The sequence below is a fragment of the Serinicoccus sediminis genome, from assembly GCF_004153545.1.
Classification (GTDB): domain Bacteria; phylum Actinomycetota; class Actinomycetes; order Actinomycetales; family Dermatophilaceae; genus Ornithinicoccus; species Ornithinicoccus sediminis_A.
In genome coordinates this window covers 12857-32945 of record NZ_SDVA01000009.1, presented here as the reverse complement: position 1 = coordinate 32945, position 20089 = coordinate 12857, and the positions used below count along the sequence as shown (strand labels likewise).

General features: G+C 73.5%; 15 protein-coding genes. 9 read left to right on the top strand and 6 right to left on the bottom strand.

Annotated elements, in window-relative coordinates:
• Positions 1-27: 27 nt before the first annotated feature.
• Positions 28-1485, top strand: coding sequence for a GuaB1 family IMP dehydrogenase-related protein (locus tag EUS26_RS09785; protein WP_130013618.1), 1458 nt, complete (start codon positions 28-30; stop codon positions 1483-1485).
• A gap of 216 nt (positions 1486-1701) precedes the next feature.
• On the opposite strand, the gene EUS26_RS16945 is transcribed toward EUS26_RS09785, so the two are convergent.
• The 3 genes from EUS26_RS16945 to map form a co-directional block, all read right to left on the bottom strand.
• Positions 1702-2655: a type IV toxin-antitoxin system AbiEi family antitoxin domain-containing protein gene (locus EUS26_RS16945; protein WP_165368573.1), complete on the bottom strand. Its 954-nt coding sequence runs from the start codon at positions 2653-2655 to the stop codon at positions 1702-1704.
• A gap of 256 nt (positions 2656-2911) precedes the next feature.
• A complete protein-coding gene (gene ppgK, locus EUS26_RS09770; protein ID WP_130013612.1) occupies positions 2912-3673 on the bottom strand; it encodes a polyphosphate--glucose phosphotransferase in 762 nt (253 codons plus the stop codon).
• Between the two features lie 79 nt (positions 3674-3752).
• Positions 3753-4613: a type I methionyl aminopeptidase gene (gene map, locus EUS26_RS09765; RefSeq protein ID WP_130013610.1), complete on the bottom strand. Its 861-nt coding sequence runs from the start codon at positions 4611-4613 to the stop codon at positions 3753-3755.
• 66 nt (positions 4614-4679) lie between these two features.
• Here map and EUS26_RS09760 point away from each other — a divergent pair, with 66 nt between their 5' ends.
• The gene (locus tag EUS26_RS09760) at positions 4680-4889 is read left to right on the top strand and encodes a methionine aminopeptidase (protein ID WP_130013608.1); all 210 of its coding nucleotides are present in this window, start codon (positions 4680-4682) and stop codon (positions 4887-4889) included.
• 58 nt (positions 4890-4947) lie between these two features.
• Here the strand turns inward: EUS26_RS09760 and EUS26_RS09755 are convergent, their stop codons facing one another.
• Positions 4948-5949 carry a TIGR03557 family F420-dependent LLM class oxidoreductase gene (locus tag EUS26_RS09755; RefSeq protein WP_130013606.1) on the bottom strand — a complete coding sequence of 334 codons (1002 nt, stop codon included), beginning with the start codon at positions 5947-5949 and terminating at the stop codon, positions 4948-4950.
• Positions 5950-6006: 57 nt separating this feature from the next.
• On the opposite strand from EUS26_RS09755, the gene EUS26_RS09750 reads away from it, so the two are divergent.
• Genes EUS26_RS09750 through EUS26_RS09730 form a run of 6 tightly spaced genes read left to right on the top strand, consistent with a single transcriptional unit; the run spans position 6007 to position 13225 of the window.
• Positions 6007-6354, top strand: a complete 348-nt coding sequence (locus EUS26_RS09750) for an MGMT family protein (protein ID WP_130013604.1) — start codon at positions 6007-6009, stop codon at positions 6352-6354.
• 4 nt (positions 6355-6358) lie between these two features.
• A complete protein-coding gene (locus EUS26_RS09745) occupies positions 6359-7687 on the top strand; it encodes a glutamine synthetase family protein (protein WP_130013602.1) in 1329 nt (442 codons plus the stop codon).
• A gap of 13 nt (positions 7688-7700) precedes the next feature.
• Positions 7701-11108, top strand: a complete 3408-nt coding sequence (locus tag EUS26_RS09740; RefSeq protein WP_272947959.1) for a bifunctional [glutamine synthetase] adenylyltransferase/[glutamine synthetase]-adenylyl-L-tyrosine phosphorylase — start codon at positions 7701-7703, stop codon at positions 11106-11108.
• Positions 11109-11118: 10 nt separating this feature from the next.
• Positions 11119-11763, top strand: a complete 645-nt coding sequence (locus EUS26_RS16940; RefSeq protein WP_165368572.1) for a hypothetical protein — start codon at positions 11119-11121, stop codon at positions 11761-11763.
• 26 nt (positions 11764-11789) lie between these two features.
• The gene (locus EUS26_RS16935; protein ID WP_238148899.1) at positions 11790-12467 is read left to right on the top strand and encodes a 1-(5-phosphoribosyl)-5-[(5-phosphoribosylamino)methylideneamino]imidazole-4-carboxamide isomerase; all 678 of its coding nucleotides are present in this window, start codon (positions 11790-11792) and stop codon (positions 12465-12467) included.
• The gene (locus EUS26_RS09730) at positions 12464-13225 is read left to right on the top strand and encodes an SseB family protein (protein WP_130013773.1); all 762 of its coding nucleotides are present in this window, start codon (positions 12464-12466) and stop codon (positions 13223-13225) included. The genes EUS26_RS16935 and EUS26_RS09730 overlap by 4 nt, the downstream gene beginning before the upstream one ends.
• Positions 13226-13351: 126 nt before the next feature.
• On the opposite strand, the gene EUS26_RS09725 is transcribed toward EUS26_RS09730, so the two are convergent.
• Together EUS26_RS09725 and EUS26_RS09720 are read right to left on the bottom strand one after the other, a co-directional pair.
• The gene (locus tag EUS26_RS09725) at positions 13352-14920 is read right to left on the bottom strand and encodes a catalase (protein ID WP_130013598.1); all 1569 of its coding nucleotides are present in this window, start codon (positions 14918-14920) and stop codon (positions 13352-13354) included.
• Positions 14917-15396 (bottom strand): Fur family transcriptional regulator, encoded by a 480-nt coding sequence (locus tag EUS26_RS09720; RefSeq protein WP_130013596.1) that lies wholly within the window; start codon positions 15394-15396, stop codon positions 14917-14919. Before EUS26_RS09720 ends, EUS26_RS09725 begins: the two co-directional genes overlap by 4 nt.
• Positions 15397-15678: 282 nt before the next feature.
• Between EUS26_RS09720 and EUS26_RS09715 the strand changes: the two genes are divergently transcribed.
• Entirely contained in the window at positions 15679-20058 is a 4380-nt protein-coding gene (locus tag EUS26_RS09715; RefSeq protein ID WP_130013772.1) for a S8 family serine peptidase, read from the top strand.
• Positions 20059-20089 lie beyond the last annotated feature (31 nt).

The window sequence follows — 20089 nt, the reverse complement described above, 5'->3', positions numbered from 1 at the left end:
AGGCGCCGCCCCGTAGCCTTGTCCCTCGTGGAGTTCCTCAACGGCACCGAGCCGGTGCACGACCTGACCTACAACGACGTCTTCATGGTGCCGTCCCGCTCGTCGGTGACCTCGCGGCTGGACGTCGACCTGTCGACGGCGGACGGCACGGGCACGACCCTGCCCCTCGTGGTCGCCAACATGACCGCGGTGGCCGGTCGCCGGATGGCCGAGACCGTGGCCCGCCGGGGCGGTGTCGCCGTCCTGCCGCAGGACATCCCGCTGCCCCAGGTGCGCTCGACCATCGGGGCGGTCAAGGCCAGCCACCCGCTCTACGAGACCCCCATCACGATCGAGCCGGGCGCCCCCGTCGCGCAGCTGCTGTCGGTGATGTCCAAGCGCGCGCACCAGGCCGCGGTCGTGGTGGAGGACGGCTCCCCGGTCGGGATCGTCCTGGAGTCCGACACCGAGGGCGTCGACCGCTTCTCCTCGGTGCGCGACGTCATGCAACCCCCGCGCGTCGTCCTCGACGCCGGTGTCGAGCCCCGGACCGCCTTCGACCTGCTCGAGGAGACCCGCGCGGGCATGGCACCGGTCGTCGTCGACGGGCGTCTGGCCGGCGTGCTGACCCGCACCGGGATCGTGCGGTCCGGGATCTACGCGCCGGCGCTGGACGCCCAGGGGAGGCTGCGGGTCGGCGCCGCCGTCGGCATCAACGGTGATGTGGCCGGCCGGGCGTCCGAGCTGCTGGACGCCGGGGCGGACGTCCTCGTCGTCGACACCGCCCACGGGCACCAGGACAAGATGGTCGACGTGCTGCCGGCGGTGGTCGGGGCGCGTGACGAGCACGAGGCGGCCACCGGGGTGCGGGTCGCGGTCGCGGCGGGCAACGTCGTCTCGCGGACCGGGACGCTGGACCTGGTGGAGGCGGGTGCCGACATCGTCAAGGTCGGTGTCGGCCCGGGGGCCATGTGCACGACGCGGATGATGACCGGGGTGGGCCGACCGCAGTTCTCGGCGGTGCTCGAGTGCTCGGACGCCGCCCGTGAGGTGGGGGCGCACGTCTGGGCCGACGGCGGGGTGAAGTACCCCCGGGACGTGGCCCTGGCGCTGGCCGCCGGTGCCGGCTCGGTCATGGTGGGGTCGTGGTTCGCCGGGACCCTGGAGTCGCCGGGCGACCTCATCCGGGACGCCGACGGCCGGCTCTACAAGGAGTCCTTCGGTATGGCGTCCGCCCGCGCGGTCCGCCACCGCACCCGGGAGATGTCGGCCTTCGACCGGGCCCGGGCGGGGCTGTTCGAGGAGGGCATCTCCTCGGGCCGGATGTTCGTCGACCCGGCCCGGCCCGGCGTGGAGGACCTCATCGACCAGATCGTCTCCGGGGTGCGCTCCGCGTTCACCTACGCCGGGGCCCGCACGATCGGCGAGTTCCACACCCGCGCCGTCGTCGGGCTGCAGGGCGCCGCCGGGTACGACGAGGGGCGCCCACGGGACACCTCCTGGTGAGCGGTGCGGGGGCCTCGGGCCCATCGCGGCCGGCACCCGCGGCATACCTCCTCCTGGCCCCGAGCGTCACCCGGCCATACTGTCGGTCGGTTCGTCAGCTCTCGTCCTCCGGGTCATCCTTCAGCCCCGTCGAGGGGGACGAGTGATGACCACGAGGACGAGGGCCGACGTGGCGGCTGACGGACAGTCGGCCGAGCCACGGCCCGCGCCGGGTGCTCAGGAGGCCCGGGCGGCGATGAGGTGCGGGTGGGCGCTCCGGGCGGCCCGCGCGACCACCCCGGACACCACGGCGGGCTGCGTGAGGCAGTCCCAGGTGAGCCGCCCGACCCCGTAGCCGAGCGCCCGGATCCGGTCCTCCCGGTACTTCTCGGCAGCCAGGGCCTGCCGGCCGTCGTGCCCGGCGTACTTCAGCCGCCCGTCGAACTCCAGCACCACCCCGAGCTCGGGCAGGTAGAAGTCCACCCGAGCCACGAGGACATCGCCGTCGCGGACGACGTGCTGCGGGATGACGGTGAGACCCAGGTCGAGGAGGATCAGCCTCAGGAGCGACTCACCCGGGGACTCGCTGCGGCCGTCGGCCCGTGCCACGGCCAGCCTCGCTCCGACGACCTGGGGGACGTGCGCCCACGCGTCAAGCTGCGCGACGAGACCCTCGGGGGAGACCAGACCGCGGTGCAGGGCGGCATCCGCGGCTGCCACGGCCGGCCCGAGTGGCACTTGCAGCGCGGTGCCGACCACCGCCGCCGCGGCCACGACGACCGGGAGGCCCTCGAGCCTGGTGATCCGCTCCTCGCCGGGGTACAGGTGCACGGTGTAGCCGGAGCGCCGGCGGCTGGTCCCGACCGGGCGGGCGTGGCACACGTGCAAACGATCGAGAGGCACCTGCGGCACCGGCAGCCCCCAGAGCAACGCCGCCGACAGGTGACTGGCGACCCAGTCCTCGGGTCGGCTGCGCACGAGCGCCTGGACCCGGAGCACATGTCGCCCGGCGTCGTGGGGCTCGCGCTCCAGCGCGCTGGTCTGCACGTAGGCTCCTCGGCCCACCCGGGTCAGGACTTTGCGGGCCACGAGCAACCGGAGCACCTCCCGCGAGATGCCGATGGAGGCGGCCTCGGTGGTGGTGATGGCGAAGTGATGGGTGTGGAGGAAGCCCTCCAGGGCCGGCGTCATGACCATCAGGCTGGCACGTCTGCGCGGGGGGCGGAGGCGTGCGACCGACATCTGTGGACAATGACGGCTGGCGGCGCGGACCCTCGTCCGGCAGGTCAACCAGCAGCCCCCTCGACGAGGACGAAGGCTGACGAGCCGGACGAGGGATGACGACCCGGACGAGGGATGACGAGCCGGACGAAGGCTGACGGGCCGGACGCGCCGGACGGGCCGGACGCGGCGGGCGCGCCGGGGCGGCATACCCCGTGGCCCGGCGTCAGCCGAGGTGCTTGGCCTGCCAGGCCGCGCCGATGATGCCGGCGTCGTTCTTGAGCATGGCGGGCACGATGGGGGCCCGGGTGTGCAGCAGGGGGAGGTACTTGTCCGCCTTCTTGGACACCCCGCCGCCGACGATGATGAGGTCGGGCCACAGGAGGTCCTCGACGTGGGAGTAGTAGCGCTGCAGCCGCTCGGCCCACTCCTCCCAGGACAGGTCTTCGTTCTCCCGGGCGCTGCTCGCCGCCCTGGTCTCGGCGTCGTGGCCGTCCAGCTCCAGGTGGCCCAGCTCGGTGTTGGGCAGCAGCTCGCCGTCCATGAACAGCGCGGTGCCGATCCCGGTGCCGAGCGTGGTCAGCAGCACCACGCCGTCGTTGCCGCGGCCGGCGCCGTAGTGCATCTCCGCGACGCCGGCGGCGTCGGCGTCGTTCATGACGTGCACCCGGCGGCCCACGGCCTTGCCGAAGAGGTTGTCGGCGTCGGTGCCGATCCACGACGGGTCGATGTTGGCGGCCGTCCGGACCGTCCCGTGGTGGACCACGGCGGGCACGGTGATGCCGAGCGGGGCGTCCTTGTCGAGGTCGCCGTCGAACTTCTCGACGATCTCGGCCACCACCTCCGCCACGGCGTCCGGCGTCGACTCCTCCGGCGTGGGGATGCGCTGGCGGTCGGTGGCGAACTCACCGGCCTTCAGATCGACCGGCGCCCCCTTGATGCCGCTGCCGCCGATGTCGATCCCGAGGACGTCGTGCTTCTTGCCCATGCTTCCTCCCACGTGGTGACGGACCCCCGAGTATGCCGTGCCCCCGGACCGCGCGACACGTGGACCGGCAGCGGCGGGGTCAGGGGAGGGTGAGGATCTCCGCCCCGTCGTCGGTGATGAGCAGGGTGTGCTCGAACTGCGCCGAGGGGCGGCCGTCCGCGGTGAGCACCGTCCAGCCGTCCTCCCACTCCGTCCACTCGGGGGTGCCGAGGTTGAGCATCGGCTCGATGGTGAACGTCATACCGGGCTCGATGAGCGTGGCGTAGTCCGGCGCCGCGTCGTAGTGCGGGACGACGAGGCCGGAGTGGAACGCCTCACCGACCCCGTGGCCGGTGTAGTCGCGCACGACGCCGTAGCCGAACCGGCTCGCGTAGCTCTCGATGACCCGGCCGATGACGTTGATCTCCCGCCCCGGGCGGGCCGCCCTGATGGCCCGCGCCAGCGCCTCCTGCGTGCGCTCGACGAGCAGCCGGGTCTCCTCGGCCACCTCGCCGCAGAGGAACGTCGCGTTGTTGTCGCCGTGCACGCCGCCGACGTAGGCCGTGATGTCGATGTTGCAGATGTCGCCCTCGCGCAGCTCCCGGTCGTCCGGGATGCCGTGGCAGATGACCTCGTTGACCGAGGTGCACAGCGACTTGGGGAACCCCCGGTAGCCCAGGGTCGAGGGGTAGGCGCCGTGGTCGAGCAGGAACTCGTGGCCGGCCCGGTCGATGGCGTCGGTGGTCACGCCCGGTCGCACCATCTCGCCGCACAGCGCCAGCGCCTGGGCGGCCAACCGACCGGCGTGCCGCATCGCCTCGATGGTCTCCGCGTCCTTGACCTCGGAGCCGCTGAACGGCGTCGGGGCCGGCCGGTCGACGTACTCGGGGCGGGCGATCGAGGCGGGCACCGGGAGGCGCGGGCTGACACGTCCGGGGGCGATCGGGGCGAGGGTGGGCATAGGGTCCATCGTAGGTGCCGTGCCTCCCGCCGGAGGCATGCCGTCGAGAGCACGTGGAGGCGAGCGATGCAGTACTGGTACAACACCAAGAGCGGCCAGGTCGAGTCCGAGGTGGACGACAAGCGGGCCCGCAGCGCCGACCTGCTCGGCCCCTACGGCAGCGAGGACGAGGCCTCGCGCGCCCTCGAGATCGCCCGGGAGAAGACCGAGCGCTGGGACGAGGAGGAGCGCGAGGACGACAACTGGGACAACAACCCGTTCAACGACAAGGGCTGACGCGCGCGGGGCCGTGGGCCCGGGTCACCGGCCGCGGGAGCCCGGGCCGGGGCAGACCTCAGCGGTGCAGCTGCGGCAGCACCTCGCGGCCGAAGACCTCGAGCCACTCCTGCTGGTTGCGCCCGACGTTGTGCAGGTAGACCCGGTCGAAGCCGAGGTCGAGCAGGCTCTGGATGTGCTGACGGTGTACGTCCGGGTCGGAGGAGATGACCATCCGGCCCTCGAAGTCCTCCGGGCGCACGAGCTGGGCCATGGCGGCGAAGTCGTGCGGTGAGCGGATGTCGGCCTTCCCGAACTTCATCCCCCCGTTGGGCCACTCGCGCACCGCGTTGTCCAGCGCCTCCTCGTCGGTCGGGGCCCACGACAGGTGCAGCTGCAGGACCTTGGGCATGGTGTCGGGGTCCTTGCCCGCCTCCCGGGCCCCGTCGGCGAACTTCCCCAGCAGCATCTCGATCTTCTCCGGCGGTGCACCGACGGTGATGATGCCGTCGGCGTGCCGGCCCGTCTTCTTCGCGTTGACCGGCCCGGCCGTGGCGACGAGGATCGGCGGCGGCGCGTCGGGCATGGTCCACAGCCGGGTGGTCTCCATCCGGAAGAACTCCCCGGCGAACTTCGTGTCCTTCCCGGCCACCGACGCCTCGAAGAGCTGCGTGATGAGGTCCACGGCCTCGAACATCCGGCGCGAGCGCTCACCGGCCTCCGGCCAGTAGCCGCCGAGCACGTGCTCGTTGAGCGCCTCTCCGGCGCCGACCCCGAGCCAGGTGCGCCCGGCATACATCGCCTCCAGCGTGGCCGCCGCCTGCGCGACCACGGCGGGGTGCCAGCGGAAGCTCGGGCACACCACACCGGGGCCGAGGTCGCCGGTGGTGCGCTCGCCGACCGCGGTGAGGACGTTCCAGACGAAGGCCGACTGGCCCTGCGAGGGCACCCACGGCGCGAAGTGGTCGGCGGCCATGCAGCCGGAGAACCCGTGCTCCTCGGCGGCCGCGGTGAGCGCCACCGCCTCGGAGGGGTGGAACTGCTCCAGCATCGCGGCATACCCGACCGTGAGTTCGCTCATGCTCTTCAGCGTATGCCTCGTCCCCGGCGCCCGCAGCGCCCCGGTAGCGTCTCCGGGATGGACGAGGTGCTGGTCGAGCGGGTGCTCCGCGCCGTCGAGCAGGTGCCGGCCGGCCGGGTGGTGAGCTACGGCGACCTGGCCACCCTCGTCGGCATCGGCCCGCGCCAGGTCGGCTCGATCCTCAAGCACTGGGGGGACAACGTCACCTGGTGGCGGGTGACGAGCCACGCGGGCGACTTCCACGCCGACCTGCTCGCCCGGGCCCGGCCGCACTGGGACGAGGAGGGGATCCGGGTCAAGCCCAACGGTCGGGGCTGCCGCATCGCGGACCACCGGGCGGACCTGGGCGCGCTCGCCGCCGACTACGCCCGGGCCACGGCGGACCTCGACGATGCGGCAGGATGAGGCCATGAACCGCCAGCAGGAGTATGTCCTCCGCACCATCGAGGAGAGGGACATCCGGTTCGTCCGGCTCTGGTTCACCGACCTCATGGGCACCCTGAAGTCGGTGGCGGTCGCCCCCGCCGAGCTGGAGCAGGCGTTCACCGAGGGGATCGGCATCGACGGCAGCGTCATCGAGGGCTTCACCCGGGTCTACGAGGCCGACATGATCGTGCAGCCCGATGCCGACACCTTCCAGGTGCTGCCGTGGCGCGACCGGACGGCCCGGATGTTCTGCGACATCAACATGCCGGACGGCACCCCTGCGGCGACCGACTCGCGCAACATCCTGCGCCGCACCCTGGACACCGCCGCCGAGCAGGGGTTCACCTTCTACACCCACCCCGAGATCGAGTTCTACCTCTTCAAGGAGCCCTACGAGCGCGGCCGGGGCCCGGTCCCGGTCGACCAGGCCGGCTACTTCGACCACGTCGCCCGCGGCGACGGCCACGACTTCCGCCGGGCGGCGATCGAGATGCTCGAGCAGATGGGCATCTCGGTCGAGTTCAGCCACCACGAGGGCGGGCCGGGCCAGCAGGAGATCGACCTGCGCTACGCCGACGCGCTGTCGATGGCGGACAACATCATGACCTTCCGCACGGTGGTGCGGGAGGTCGCGCTGCACGAGAAGGCGTTCGCCACCTTCATGCCCAAGCCGCTCGCCGAGCACCCCGGGTCCGGCATGCACACCCACGTCTCGCTCTTCGAGGGCGACACCAACGCGTTCTACGAGCCGGGGGCCGACTACGAGCTCTCCCAGACCGGGCGTCGCTTCATGGCCGGGGTCCTCGCGCACAGCCGGGAGATCTGCGCGGTCACCAACCAGTTCGTCAACTCCTACAAGCGGCTCTGGGGCGGCGGTGAGGCACCGGCGCACGTGTGCTGGGGCCACAACAACCGCTCCGCGCTGGCTCGCGTGCCGATGTTCTCCGTCGGCCGGGGGCACTCCCGGCGGGTCGAGGTGCGCTCCATCGACGCCGCCTGCAACCCCTACCTCACCTACGCGCTGGTGCTCGCCTCCGGGCTGCGGGGCATCAAGGAGGGCTACGACCTGCCGGCGGAGGCCGAGGACGACGTGTGGATGCTCACCGACGCCGAGCGGCGCGCCATGGGCATCGACCCGCTCCCGCAGAGCCTGGGCGAGGCGGTGGCGGTGATGGAGGGTTCCGAGCTCGCCGCCGAGGTGCTGGGGGAGCAGGTCTTCGACTTCTACCTGCGCAACAAGTGGCAGGAGTGGGGCGAGTACCGGTCCCAGGTGACGCAGTTCGAGCTGGACCGCTACCTCCTGCACCTCTGAGCGAGGGTATGCCGTGCCGTCACCCGAGACCTCCCGCGCGGGCGCCGCGACGCCCGGACGTCGGCGTGCGGGCGGTCGCCCCGAGGGGGACCGGCTGGGTGCGGCTCAGCTGGCCCGCGGCGGGTTCCAGGACAGCGGCCGGGCGGCCCGGCTGCTCGCCGAGGTGCTGGAGCGGATGGAGGCCGCAGAGGACGACGAGGCGGGTGCGACCGCCGGCACCGACGCCGACGACGCCACCGACCGGACGGACGACCAGCAGGAGGGCACGGCCGCCGACACCGAGGCAGACGTCTCCGCCGGCACCGCCCCTGGCCCCCGCGCCGAGGTGGACGTGCCCGGCCTGGTGGCGGACCTGGGGGCGGGCGCCGACCCGGACGCGGCGCTGCTCCTGCTCGTGCGGCTGCTCGACCCGCGGTCGACGGGCGCGGACGGGACCCGCTGCGACGAGGCCACGCTCCCGGTCGTGGCCGCCGGCGGGGAGCCGCGGCGTCGGCTGCTGACCCTGCTGGGCGGGTCTGTCGCCCTGGGTGAGGGCCTCCTGCGGCACCCCGAGCACGTCCCCGACGTCGCCGAGGGTCGCTCTCCCGAGCCGTGGACCCTCGTCGAGGCGGTGCGCGGGCTGACAGGCCGGGCGGGCGCGGACGCCCTGCGGGTGGCCTACCGGCGCCAGCTGCTGCGGGTCGCGACGGCCGACCTGTGCTCCCCGGACCCGGTCCGGCTCATGCCGGCGGTCGGCGGGGCACTGGCCGACCTCGCGGCGGCCGCGCTCGAGGGGGCCCTGCTGCTCGCCCGGGCCGAGGTGGAGGACGAGGAGAGCTGCGCCCTGACCGTCGTCGCCATGGGCAAGACCGGGGGGCGCGAGCTCAACTACCTCTCCGACGTCGACGTCATCTTCCTCGCCGCGCCGCAGGCCGGGGCGGAGGAGGCGGAGGCCGTCGCGGTCGGTGCCCGGCTCGCCTCGGCGGTCATGCGCATCTGCGGGGACGCCACGGCGGAGGGCACCCTCTGGCAGGTGGACGCCGCGCTGCGGCCCGAGGGCAAGAACGGTCCGCTGGTCCGCTCCCTCGAGTCCCACCGCGAGTACTACCAGCGCTGGGCCAAGACCTGGGAGTTCCAGGCCCTGCTCAAGGCGCGGGTGGTGGCCGGCGACGGCGACCTCGGCCGCCGGTGGCTGGAGCTGGTCGAGCCGCTCGTCTGGGAGGCCGCCGGGCGGGAGAACTTCGTCGGCGAGGTGCAGTCGATGCGGCGCCGGGTCGAGCAGCACGTGCGCCGTGACGAGGTCGACCGGCAGATCAAGCTCGGCCCGGGTGGCCTGCGGGACATCGAGTTCAGCGTGCAGCTGCTGCAGCTCGTGCACGGGAGGGCCGACCCGGCGCTGCGCTCGCGGACGACGCTGGAGGCGCTCGCCGCGCTCCGCGACGGGGGCTACGTCGGGCGGGAGGACGCGCACGCGCTGGACGAGGCATACCGGCTGCTGCGGTGCCTGGAGCACCGGGTGCAGCTGCACCGGATGAAGCGCACCCACCTCATGCCGACCGCGGAGGGCGAGCTGCGCCGGCTCGGCCGCGCCCTGGGGGAGCGCGGCGACGCCGACCGCGCGGTCATGCAGCGGTGGAAGCAGGTGCGTCGGGAGGTCCGGCGTCTGCACGAGCGGCTCTTCTACCGCCCCCTGCTGTCCGCGGTGGCCAGACTCTCCTACGACGAGGCGCGGCTGTCGCCCGAGGCCGCCCGCGAGCGGCTGGCCGCCCTCGGCTTCCGCGACCCGGCCGGCGCCATGCGACACCTCGAGGCGCTGACCGACGGGGTCAGCCGCCGGGCGACGATCCAGCGGCACCTGCTGCCGGTCATGCTGTCCTGGTTCGCCGACGGTGCCGACCCCGACGCCGGGCTGCTGGCCTTCCGCCGGATCAGCGACGCGCTCGGCACCACGCACTGGTACCTCGGGATGCTGCGGGACGAGGGCAGCGCCGCGCAGCGCCTGGCGCGGGTGCTGTCCTCCAGCCGGTATGCCGTGGACCTGCTCATCCGCAGCCCCGAGACGGTCGCCCTGCTGGGGGACGAGGGGGAGCTGGTCGTGCCGGACAAGCAGGCGCTGGTGGCCCGGATGACGGCCGCCGCCAGGCGGCAGGAGAGCGCGGAGGAGGCCTTCGCCTCCGTGCGCTCGGTCCGCGCCCGCGAGCTGGTGCGCATCGTGCTGGGCGACCTGGCCGCCGGGTGGGACGGGCCGCAGGTGCGGCAGGCGCTCAGCGACCTCACCGACGCCTACCTGGAGGGGGCGCTGGGGGTCGCGACCCGCCGGGTGCTGGAGCGCCGCGGCGAGGACGCGGCAGCGGCCCTGCTGCTCGTGGGGATGGGACGGCTCGGCGGGCGCGAGGTCGGCTACGCCAGCGACGCCGACGTCATGTACGTCTACGACCCGCTCCCGGGGGCGACGCCGGAGCTCGCCGCCGAGCAGGCCACCGACATCGTCGCCGAGCTGCGCAAGGGACTCACCGGAGCCGGCCCGGACCCGGTGCTGGAGCTGGACGCCGGCCTGCGCCCCGAGGGCAAGGCCGGCCCGCTCGTGCGCAGCCTGGAGGCGTACCGCACCTACTACGAGCGGTGGTCGGCCGGCTGGGAGTCACAGGCCCTGCTCCGCGCCCGCCCGGTCGCCGGGGACCCCCGGCTGGGCGAGGCCTTCAGCGAGATGATCCGTCCGCTGCGCTGGCCCGACGGCGGCATCGGGGACGACGCTGTCCGGCAGATCCGCAAGCTCAAGGCCCGGATGGAGGCCGAGCGGCTGCCCCGCGGCGCGGACCCGAGGACCCACCTCAAGCTCGGCATGGGAGGGCTCTCGGACGTGGAGTGGGTGGCCCAGCTGCTGCAGCTCCAGCACGCGCACGACCACCCGGGGCTGCGCACCACGAGCACGATCGACGCGCTGCGCGCCGCCGGGGAGGCCGGGCTGCTCTCCGAGCAGGACCAGGAGCCGCTGGTGCACGCCTGGTGCGTCGCCTCCCAGCTGCGCGACGCGGGCATCGTCTGGCGCGGGCGACCGGTGGACAGCGTGCCCAGCGACCTGCGCGACGCCGAGGGCATGTCCCGGGTCATGCGTCGCGGCCCGGGCACCGGCACCTCGCTGGCGCAGGACTGGCGGCGCACCGCCCGGCACGCGCGGGAGGTCGTCGAGCGGCTGCTCTACGGCAACAAGCCGCCCGGGACGGGCGGCGACGGCGAGACCCTGCGCCGCGCCACCGGCGCGCCCCACCGGGGTCGCCCGGACGCCCCGTCCCGCGACCGGCACACCGACGGCTTCGGCCGCCCGCGTGCGGCCTCGCCGCCGCGCGACGCCGGGCACTTCCCGCCGCCCCGCCGCGACCCGTTCGGCCGCGAGGCACGAGGTCGACGTGGCGAGGGCGGGAGCGGCCCCGCCGGTCCGTAGGATGAGCCGGGTGAGCTCCCCCGACGACCCGACGACGTCCGGACGCTCCCAGGGGCTGCTCCTCGCGGCCGGGCCCCGGCACGAGGTGGACGCCTGGGTGGCGGCCAGCATCGTCCCCGTCTCGGTCGTCCCGCTCCAGGGCTGGGTGGGTGTGGTGACCCGCGGTCCTTCCCGCGCCGGTGCCCCCTACGAGGACGGGGGGCTGGTCAGCGCCTGCCGCGCCCTCTCCGCCAAGGCGGCACCCGGGCTGGGCTTCTTCGAGGTCGACGGGCGCGCCCTGGTCACCCTGCACCAGCCGGGCCGGCGCCGCCGGGTGCGCTGGGTGGTGTGGGAGCCGGATCGAGGACTGCTGCGGCCGCCGGGGCTGGATCTCGCCGGGCCCGCCGAGATCGTCGCCCTGGCCGGCGCGGCGCCGACGGTCCGGGACGAGCTCGTCGACCTGCTCCACGAGACCAGGGTGCGGCCGGCGCGCATGCTCCAGGCCGTGATGGCCACCCTGGGGCTGCCGGGGACCCGCCTGGTCGAGGACCCGGCGCACGCGGACACGGTGCCGGGTGCGGTCCGTCGGCAGCCGGACCCCCAGCAGGTCGGGTGGTTCCAGGACGCCGTCCAGGACTCGGTGCGGCTGCGTCGAGAGCTGGGCGTCCTGTCGTGACGGCGGGGCTCACCCTCCTGCCGGCGGTGGATGTGGCCGCGGGTCGCGCGGCACAGGTCCCCGGCGACGGCCCGGCGCACCCCGCCCACGTGGCCCAGTCCCTCGTGGCCGAGGGGGCCCGTCTCCTGCACCTCGTCGACCTGGACCGGGCCTTCGGCCGCGGCGGGGCCCCGGGCCTCATGGCCGGGCTGGTGGCTGGGCTGCCGGTGCCGGTGCAGCTCTCCGGGGGGATCGCCGGTCCGGCCGACGTGGTGTGGGCGGCGGGGACCCGGGCGAGCCGGGTGGTGCTGGCCAGCTTGGCCCTGGCCGACCCCGACCTGGTCGAGGAGGCGGCGAGCCGGTTGGGGGACCGCCTCGTCGTCGCGGTCGACGTGCGCGGGGGCGAGGTCGTCGCCCGCGGCACGTCCGTGCGCCTCGGGCCGGTCGAGGAGGTGGTGCGGCGCCACCCGGTGCTCCGGGACGGCAGGACGCGGGTCCTGGTGGCCGACGCCTCCCGCGACGGCCGTCGCACGGGCGCCGACGTGGCCCTCTTCAGCGCGGTGGCCCGGCTCGTGGGGTCGGCGGTGACCGCGTCGGGCGGGGTGGGCACGCTCGACGACCTGCGGGCGCTGCGCGACTGCCCGGACGTCGACGAGGTGGTGCTGGGCGCGGCGCTGCACGAGGGCGCGTTCACCCTGCCGCAGGCCCTGGAGGTATGCCGATGACCCACCGCTTCTCCGAGCACCGACCCCAGCAGGGCGCCGACACCGCAGGGGTGCCGTGGGCCGGCCGCACGCTCACCGGGACCGGCTTCGACGGCGACACCGGGGACGCCGACGCCGCGCTCGCGGCGCTGCTGGCCGGCGACCGGCCCGACCCGGTCCAGGTCGTGGCTGCGGTCGCCGAGGCGCGCCTCGTCGTGCCGATCGTCGCGGTGGCGGCCGAGGTGGACGAGAGCTCCGGCCTCCCTGCCGACGCCCGCAGCGACATGGCGTCGGTCACCCTGGTGGCCCCGGACGGCAGCAGCCGGGCGCTGCCCGCCTTCACGAGCACCCAGGCGCTCGCCGCGTGGGACCCCGCCGCCCGTCCGGTCCCGGTCACCGCGCAGCGGGCGGCCCAGGCCGCCCTCCAGGAGGGGTGCGACGTCATCCCGCTGGACCTCCCCCCGGCACCCGGCGCGGCCGCCTGGACGCTCACCGGCTCCATGGTGCGGGCGCTCGCGACCGGGCGCCCCTGGTCGCCGGCGCACCGCGACGACCGGGTGGTGGCCGCCCTTGCGGCGGCGGTCGACGCGGAGGAGGCGGTCCGGGAGCACCGTCTCGGTGGCGACGCGGGAGAGCTGGTCGTCGAGCTGGCGCTGCGCCCGGGTCTGACCGGTCCCGAGGTGGAGGGCGTCGTGGCGCGGATCGGCCGGGGGATCGCGGCGGAGCCCGGGGTGCGCGAGCGCGTCGACGCGGTCGCGTTCCGGCTGCATACCGCCTGACTCACCGCCTGACCCGCAGCCACGGCACCGCGCCCGACGCGAGGCCGTGGACAGACGGGAGCGCCCCACCCGCCGCATGCCGCGGGTGGGGCGCTCCGTCGTCGGCACCGTCGCCGGTGCTCCGGCTCAGCGGTGGCTGCCGACGAGGTCCGAGCGGGACTCGCCCAGGGACTCGACCTGCGGCGTGCCGCCGTCGCTCTCCCTGACCTCGGCCTCGGTGGCGATCTGCTCGATCCGCTCACCCACGCCCTGGTGGATGTTCCGCCAGTACTCGTAGACCCGCTGCCGGATCTGCGGGTCGCAGGCGCCCATCATGCCGCCGACGGTCTGCGCCAGGCGCTCGCGCTGCGCGTCGTCGTAGACCTCGCCCACCAGCAGGGCGGCCTGCCCGGTGTCGCTGTCGTCCTCGCGCAGGTCGTAGGCCTGGCGCACCAGCTCGCCGTCGGCCTCCCAGCCGTTCTCCACCGGCCCGGTGCGGTCCGACCAGGGCCGCCCGTAGGAGTTGGTGGTGTAGGTGGGCTGGCTGCCCGAGTGCAGGTAGGCCATGGGCCCGTCGAACTGGTAGGTGTTGACCTGCACCTTGGGCTGGTTGACCGGAAGGTGGGTGAAGTTGGCCCCGATGCGGTGCCGCTGCGCGTCCGGGTAGGAGAACACCCGGGCCAGCAGCATCTTGTCGGGGGAGACCCCGGTCCCGACCACCTGGTTGGACGGCGAGAACGCGACCTGCTCGATCTGGGCGAACCAGTTCTCCGGGTTGCGGTTCAGCGTCATCCGGCCGACCTTGTGGAGGGGGTAGTCCGAGTGCGGCCACACCTTGGTGAGGTCGAACGGGTTGTAGCGGTAGGTCTTGGCCTCGTCGTACGGCATGACCTGCACGAACAGCGTCCAGCTCGGGTGGTCGCCGCGGTCGATCGCCTCGAAGAGGTCGCGGCGGTGGTAGTCCGCGTCGGAGCCGGCGAGCCGGTCGGCCTCCTCGTTGCTGATGTTGTGGACCCCCTGGTCGCTGTGCCAGTGGTACTTCACCCAGAAACGCTCCCCGTCGGCGTTGACCCACATGTAGGTGTGCGAGGAGTAGCCGTTCATCTCCCGCCACGTGCGCGGCAGCCCGCGGTCACCCATGAGGTAGCTGACCTGGTGGGACGACTCCGGGTTGGCCGTCCAGAAGTCCCACTGCATGTTGGGGTCGCGCAGACCGCTGTCGGGGGTGCGGCGCTGGGACCGGATGAAGTTGGGGAACTTCAGCGGGTCGCGCACGAAGAAGATCGGCGTGTTGTTGCCGACGATGTCGAGGTTGCCCTCGTCGGTGTACATCCGCACCGAGAAGCCGCGCACGTCCCGCCAGGTGTCGGGCGAGCCCTGCTCGCCGGCGACCGTGGAGAAACGAGCGATGACCTCGCTGCTCGCGCCCGGCTGGAAGATCCCGGCCTTGGTCCAGGCCGAGACGTCCTCGAGGGTCTCGAAGGTGCCGAACGCGCCGGAGCCCTTGGCATGGGGCAGCCGCTCCGGCACCTTCTCGCGGTCGAAGTGGGCCAGCGCCTCGACCAGGCTGACGTCGTGCAGCATGAGCGGGCCGTTGGGCCCGACCGAGAGGCTGTTGCGGTCGGAGTCGTGGGGGGCGCCGTTGCTCGTCGTGCCGCCGGTGGGCTCGGGGCCCTGGCCGGAGTGCTCGGCGTTCACGTATCCGGGGTAGGTCATACCTGCTCCTTCGGGTGGGTGGATGGGACGTCGGTGGTCGGGGAAGGTACCGCCTCGCGGCACCCGGGGCACAGGCCCCAGTAGATGACCTCGGCCTCGTCGACCTCGAAGCCCAGGGCGCTGGCGCCGGACGGGTCGAGGCACGGGGCGGAGCCGAGGGCGCAGGGGACGTCCACGATGGTGTCGCAGCCGCGGCACACGACGTGGTGGTGGTTGTCGCCGAGATCCAGCTCGTAGCGCGCGACCGCGTGGGCCGGCTCGACGCGCCGGACGAGGTGCGACTCGGTGAGCGCGCGGAGCACGTCGTAGACCCCCTGGACGGAGACCCCCCGGTGCTGCTCGCGGGTGAGTCGGACCACGTCCGCCGCCTCCAGGTGCGGGTGCGACTCCAGCGTCCTCAGCACCGCCAGCCGCGGGGCGGTCACCCGCAGCCCGGCCGCCGCGAGGGCGTCGGCGGACGCGGGCGACGAGGTCATACCGACACCTGATCACGAAAACTTGAACGACTCAAGTTGCCGCCCCGGTGCGCGCTCCGGCTCGTGCCGCAGGTCAGCGTCCGGCAAAGGTTTGGTCTGCACCTCACCAAGTTCGTTGCCGCGACGGCAACGGCGTCCCTAGGGTCGAACGGGAGGCGGCGCGGTGCTCCGCCCAGGGTGGACATGGGGATGGTGGTAGGTCGTGGGACGGCCATGACGGACCTGCTGGACGACGACGGCACCCCTGTCGCGTCGACGAACGTACCGCTCAAGGAAGTAGGCATGTCGATGCATTCACCATCCTCACGGCGCTGGTGGGCCACCCTGGCCACCGGCGCCTTGCTCGTCCCGGGGGCCGCGACGCTCCCGGCCTCCGCGGAGCCGCTGGCTGCCGGCCCGGAGGAGAAGATCGAGGCAGCGCTCGACGCCGCCCTCGAGGACGACGGCCGCTCCGACGTCTGGGTCCGGTTCGCCGCGCGGCCCGACCTCGAGCAGTTCTCCTCGATCACCGACTGGGACAAGCGCGGGCAGGCGGTCGCGGACGCGTTGCAGGCGTCCGCGGCCGACAGCCAGGCCGACCTGCGGCAGGAGCTGGACGAGGCGGGGGTGGAGTACCGCAGCTTCTGGGCGACCAACTCCATCCGGGTCGACGCCGCCGACCTCGACCTGGTGACGTCGATGGCGTCCGAGCAGGGCGTCGAGGGCATCTACGCCCCGATGGAGATCGAGCTGCCGCCCCTCAAGGTGGAGGAGCCGCAGATGGCCCCGGCCGCCGTCGAGTGGGGGGTCGACGACGTCAACGCGCCCGAGGTGTGGAACGACCTCGGCATCCGGGGCGAGGGCGTCGTCGTCGCCACCATCGACTCGGGTGCGCAGTACGACCACCCGGCCCTGGTGAACTCCTACCGCGGCAACAACGGCGACGGCACCTTCGACCACGACTACAACTGGTTCGACGCCGCCGGCACCTCGCCGGACGCCCCGGCCGACAGCGACGGGCACGGCACGCACGTCACCGGCACCATGGTCGGGGACGACGGCGGGGACAACCAGGTCGGGGTGGCCCCCGGGGCCACCTGGATCGCCGCCAACGGCTGCTGCCCCAGCGACGCCGCGCTCATCGCCTCCGGCGAGTGGATGCTGGAGCCCACCGACCTCGAGGGTGAGAACCCCGACGTCTCCAAGCGGCCGCACATCATCAACAACAGCTGGGGCACCACCGCCCCCTCGACCGCCCCCTTCATGGAGGACATCATCGAGGCCTGGGCGGCCAGCGGCCAGTTCGGCGTCTTCGCCAACGGCAACTCGGGTCCCTCGTGCCAGAGCTCGGGTTCACCCGGCAGCCGCATCGTGGCCTACAGCGTCGGCAACTACAACATCAACCACACCATCTCCGGGACCTCCGGTCGTGGCGCGGGCCAGGACGGGGAGATCAAGCCCAACATCTCCGCCCCGGGCAGCGCGGTGCGCTCCTCGGTCCCCGGGAACGGGTATGCCGTCTACAGCGGCACCTCGATGGCCAGCCCGCACGTCGCGGGCGCGGTGGCGCTGGCCTGGTCCGGCGCCCCGGCGCTCGTCGGTGATGTCGAGGGCACCCGCAACCTGCTCAACGGGACGGCGATCGACACCGAGGACCTGCAGTGCGGCGGCACCGCGGAGGACAACAACGTCTTCGGCGAGGGTCGGCTGGACGCCCTCGAGCTGGTGACCTCCTCGCCCATCGGGGACGCGGGCACGCTGGAGGGCACCGTCACGGACGCCAGCAGCGGGGACCCGCTCGCCGACGCCTCCGTCGTCATCGAGGGCGCCACCGAGCGCGAGCTGCTCACCGGTGAGGCGGGCGGCTACTCGGCGACCCTGTCCTCGGGTGACTACGACCTCACCATGAGCAAGTTCGGGTATGCCACCGAGACCGCGAGCGCCACCGTCGAGCCAGGTGGGACGACCACCGTCGACGCGGCGCTCGAGCCGGTCCCGAGCGGGACCGTCACGGGCACCGTGACCGACGGGTCGGGCTACGGCTTCCCGCTCTACGCCCGCGTGAGCGCCGAGGGGACCCCCGCCGCGGCCTACACCGACCCCGAGACCGGCGAGTTCTCGCTGGACCTGCCCGAGGGCGAGACCTTCGAGCTCACGGTGCAGGCGCAGTACCCCGGCTACGTCTCCACGACGGTCGAGGCCACGGCCGGAGGCGGGCCGCTGGACGTCTCGGTGCCGGTGGATGCCGCCACCTGCACGGCGCCCGGCTACGCCTACGTCGTCGACGGGGTGACCGAGAGCTTCGACGAGGCATCCGCGCCCGAGGGCTGGGAGGTCGTCGACGAGGCCGGGACCGGTGAGGTCTGGCAGTTCGACGACCCCGGTGAGCGCGGCAACCTCACCGGTGGTGAGGGCGGCTTCGCGGTCGTCGACTCCGACTTCTACGGGTCGGGCGGCAGCCAGGACACCTACCTCGTGAGCCCGTCCGTCGACATGAGCGACCTGTCCGAGCCCGTCGTCGGCTTCCAGCAGGACTTCTACGCCCTGGGCGCGGACCTGGCCGACGTCGAGCTCAGCACCGACGGTGGCGAGACCTGGACGACCGTCCTGAGCCAGGACAACTCCGTCCGCGGGCCCGCGGAGCAGGTCGTGCAGCTGCCCGACGCGGCGGGTGAGTCCGACGTCAGGGTGGCCTTCCACTACCACCAGGCCTCGTACGCGTGGTGGTGGCAGGTCGACGACGTCTTCCTGGGCAACCGGGCCTGCTCGCCCACCGGCGAGGGCGGCTACGTGGTCGGCAACGTCTACGGTGAGGAGGACGGCGAGGGTGTCGTCGGCGCGACCGTCACCAACGTGGACGCGCCGGAGGAGTCCGGCACGACGATGGCGACCCCGTCGGACGACAACCTGGACGACGGCTTCTACTGGCTGTTCTCGGCCTCCCCGGGGACGCATCCGTTCGAGGCCTCGGCCCGCGGGTTCGCGTCCACGACGCAGGACGTCACCGTCACCGCGTCCGACGCGGTGCGCGCCGACTTCGTCCTCGGTTCCGGCTTCGTCGTCGTGGACGAGAGCGAGATCGAGGTGTACCAGCCGCTCGGGTCGACGCGGAACCACCGGTTCTGGGTGAACAACACCGGGTCCGGCGCCGCCGAGGTGACCCTGACCGAGCAGGCCGGCGAGTTCGAGATCCTGCGCGTCGACGGCTCCACCGAGCGGATGGGTGCGAGCTACGAGGGTGACGGCGGTGAGGTCGTCACGCTCGACGTGGAGACCTCGCTGGCGGCCGGGACCACCGGTAGGTTCGGCAGCACCGGTGCGGCCGACCCCGTCCGGGTGGCCGCCGACCCGTGGACCCCGCTGGGCAACTACCCGCGGGTGGCCATGGACAACCGCGTGGTGAACCTCGACGGCGACTGGTACACGCTGGGCGGCACGACCGGCTCGGCGGCCTTCGCCGACGTCAACCGCTACGACCCCGCCGCCATGGAGTGGGTCGAGGCGGCCGCTCTCCCGGAGGCGGCCTCTGCGGTCACCGCCGGTGCGGTCGACGGCCGGATCGTGGTCACGGGTGGCTGGGTGGACGGGGGCGTCTCGAGCGCCACCCACACCTACGACCCCGGGACCGACTCCTGGTCCTCGGCGGCGGAGGCACCGGAGGCCCGGTCGGCCGCCGGGACCGCGGTCCTGGACGGGATGCTCTACTCGGTGGGCGGCTGCACGACGGCCGAGTGCACGCCGATGAGCGACACGGTCATGGCCTACGACGCGGCCGACGACAGCTGGCAGCAGCTGGCCGACTACCCGGTCGCGGCCGCCTTCGTCGTCTGCGGCGGGGTGGACGGTCAGGTGCTGTGCTCGGGTGGCAACCCGGGCTCCGGCGGGATCGCCGACACCTACGCCTACGACCCGGGCAGCGACAGCTGGACCGAGCTGCCCGACGCCCCGGCCGACCACTGGGCCGCCCAGGCCTCTGGCGCCGACGGCCAGCTGGTCGTCAACGGTGGGGTCCAGGGTGGTGCCGTCACCAACGCGAGCTTCGCGCTCGACGGTGCGTCCGGCGAGTGGTCGGAGATCCCGGCCAGCAGCGCCGCCGTCTACCGCGGCGGCATGGCCTGCGGTATCGCCAAGGTCGGTGGCTCCACCGGCGGCTTCACCCCGATCGACGTGGCCGAGCAGCTGCCCGGCTACGACGACTGCGGGTCGAGCGCGGCGGACGTCGACTGGCTGACCGTGGAGCCGATGGAGTTCACCCTCGAGCCGGGTGAGCGGGTCCGGGTCACCGTCACCACCGACGCCGACGTCGCCCAGCCGGGCGACTACACCGCCGGCATCGGGATCCGGACGAACACCCCGCAGGACCTCGAGCCGATCGACGTGACGATGCATGTCACGCCGCCACGCACCTGGGGCAAGCTGCAGGGCAGCGTCGAGGGCATCCAGTGCGACACCTCCAGGACCGGCCTCGGAGGTGCCGTCGTGGACCTCACGCCGAACCGCGGGGACGACCCCGGGTACAGCCTGATCACCGAGGACGACGGGTCCTACGCGTACTGGGTGATCACCGGTCGGTACCAGGCGATCGTCGCCAAGGACGGGTACCGTCCGACGGTGGACGACGTCCGGGTTCCGCGGGGCAGGATCGTGACGGAGGACTACGCCCTCCGCAGGATCGGGTGCTGAGGTGAGCTGACGCCGGGTCGACGCACCTGCG

What these genes read in the sequence shown, in the direction of transcription:
- map (WP_130013610.1), bottom strand. Translation starts at nt 4,613, where the DNA reads ATGCCCACCCTCGCCCCGATCGCCCCCGGACGTGTCAGCCCGCGCCTC.
- EUS26_RS09750 (WP_130013604.1), top strand. Translation starts at nt 6,007, where the DNA reads ATGGACGAGGTGCTGGTCGAGCGGGTGCTCCGCGCCGTCGAGCAGGTG.
- ppgK (WP_130013612.1), bottom strand. Translation starts at nt 3,673, where the DNA reads ATGGGCAAGAAGCACGACGTCCTCGGGATCGACATCGGCGGCAGCGGC.
- EUS26_RS09715 (WP_130013772.1), top strand. Translation starts at nt 15,679, where the DNA reads ATGTCGATGCATTCACCATCCTCACGGCGCTGGTGGGCCACCCTGGCC.
- EUS26_RS09760 (WP_130013608.1), top strand. Translation starts at nt 4,680, where the DNA reads ATGCAGTACTGGTACAACACCAAGAGCGGCCAGGTCGAGTCCGAGGTG.
- EUS26_RS09745 (WP_130013602.1), top strand. Translation starts at nt 6,359, where the DNA reads ATGAACCGCCAGCAGGAGTATGTCCTCCGCACCATCGAGGAGAGGGAC.
- EUS26_RS16945 (WP_165368573.1), bottom strand. Translation starts at nt 2,655, where the DNA reads ATGACGCCGGCCCTGGAGGGCTTCCTCCACACCCATCACTTCGCCATC.
- EUS26_RS09720 (WP_130013596.1), bottom strand. Translation starts at nt 15,396, where the DNA reads ATGACCTCGTCGCCCGCGTCCGCCGACGCCCTCGCGGCGGCCGGGCTG.
- EUS26_RS09725 (WP_130013598.1), bottom strand. Translation starts at nt 14,920, where the DNA reads ATGACCTACCCCGGATACGTGAACGCCGAGCACTCCGGCCAGGGCCCC.
- EUS26_RS09755 (WP_130013606.1), bottom strand. Translation starts at nt 5,949, where the DNA reads ATGAGCGAACTCACGGTCGGGTATGCCGCGATGCTGGAGCAGTTCCAC.
- EUS26_RS09730 (WP_130013773.1), top strand. Translation starts at nt 12,464, where the DNA reads ATGACCCACCGCTTCTCCGAGCACCGACCCCAGCAGGGCGCCGACACC.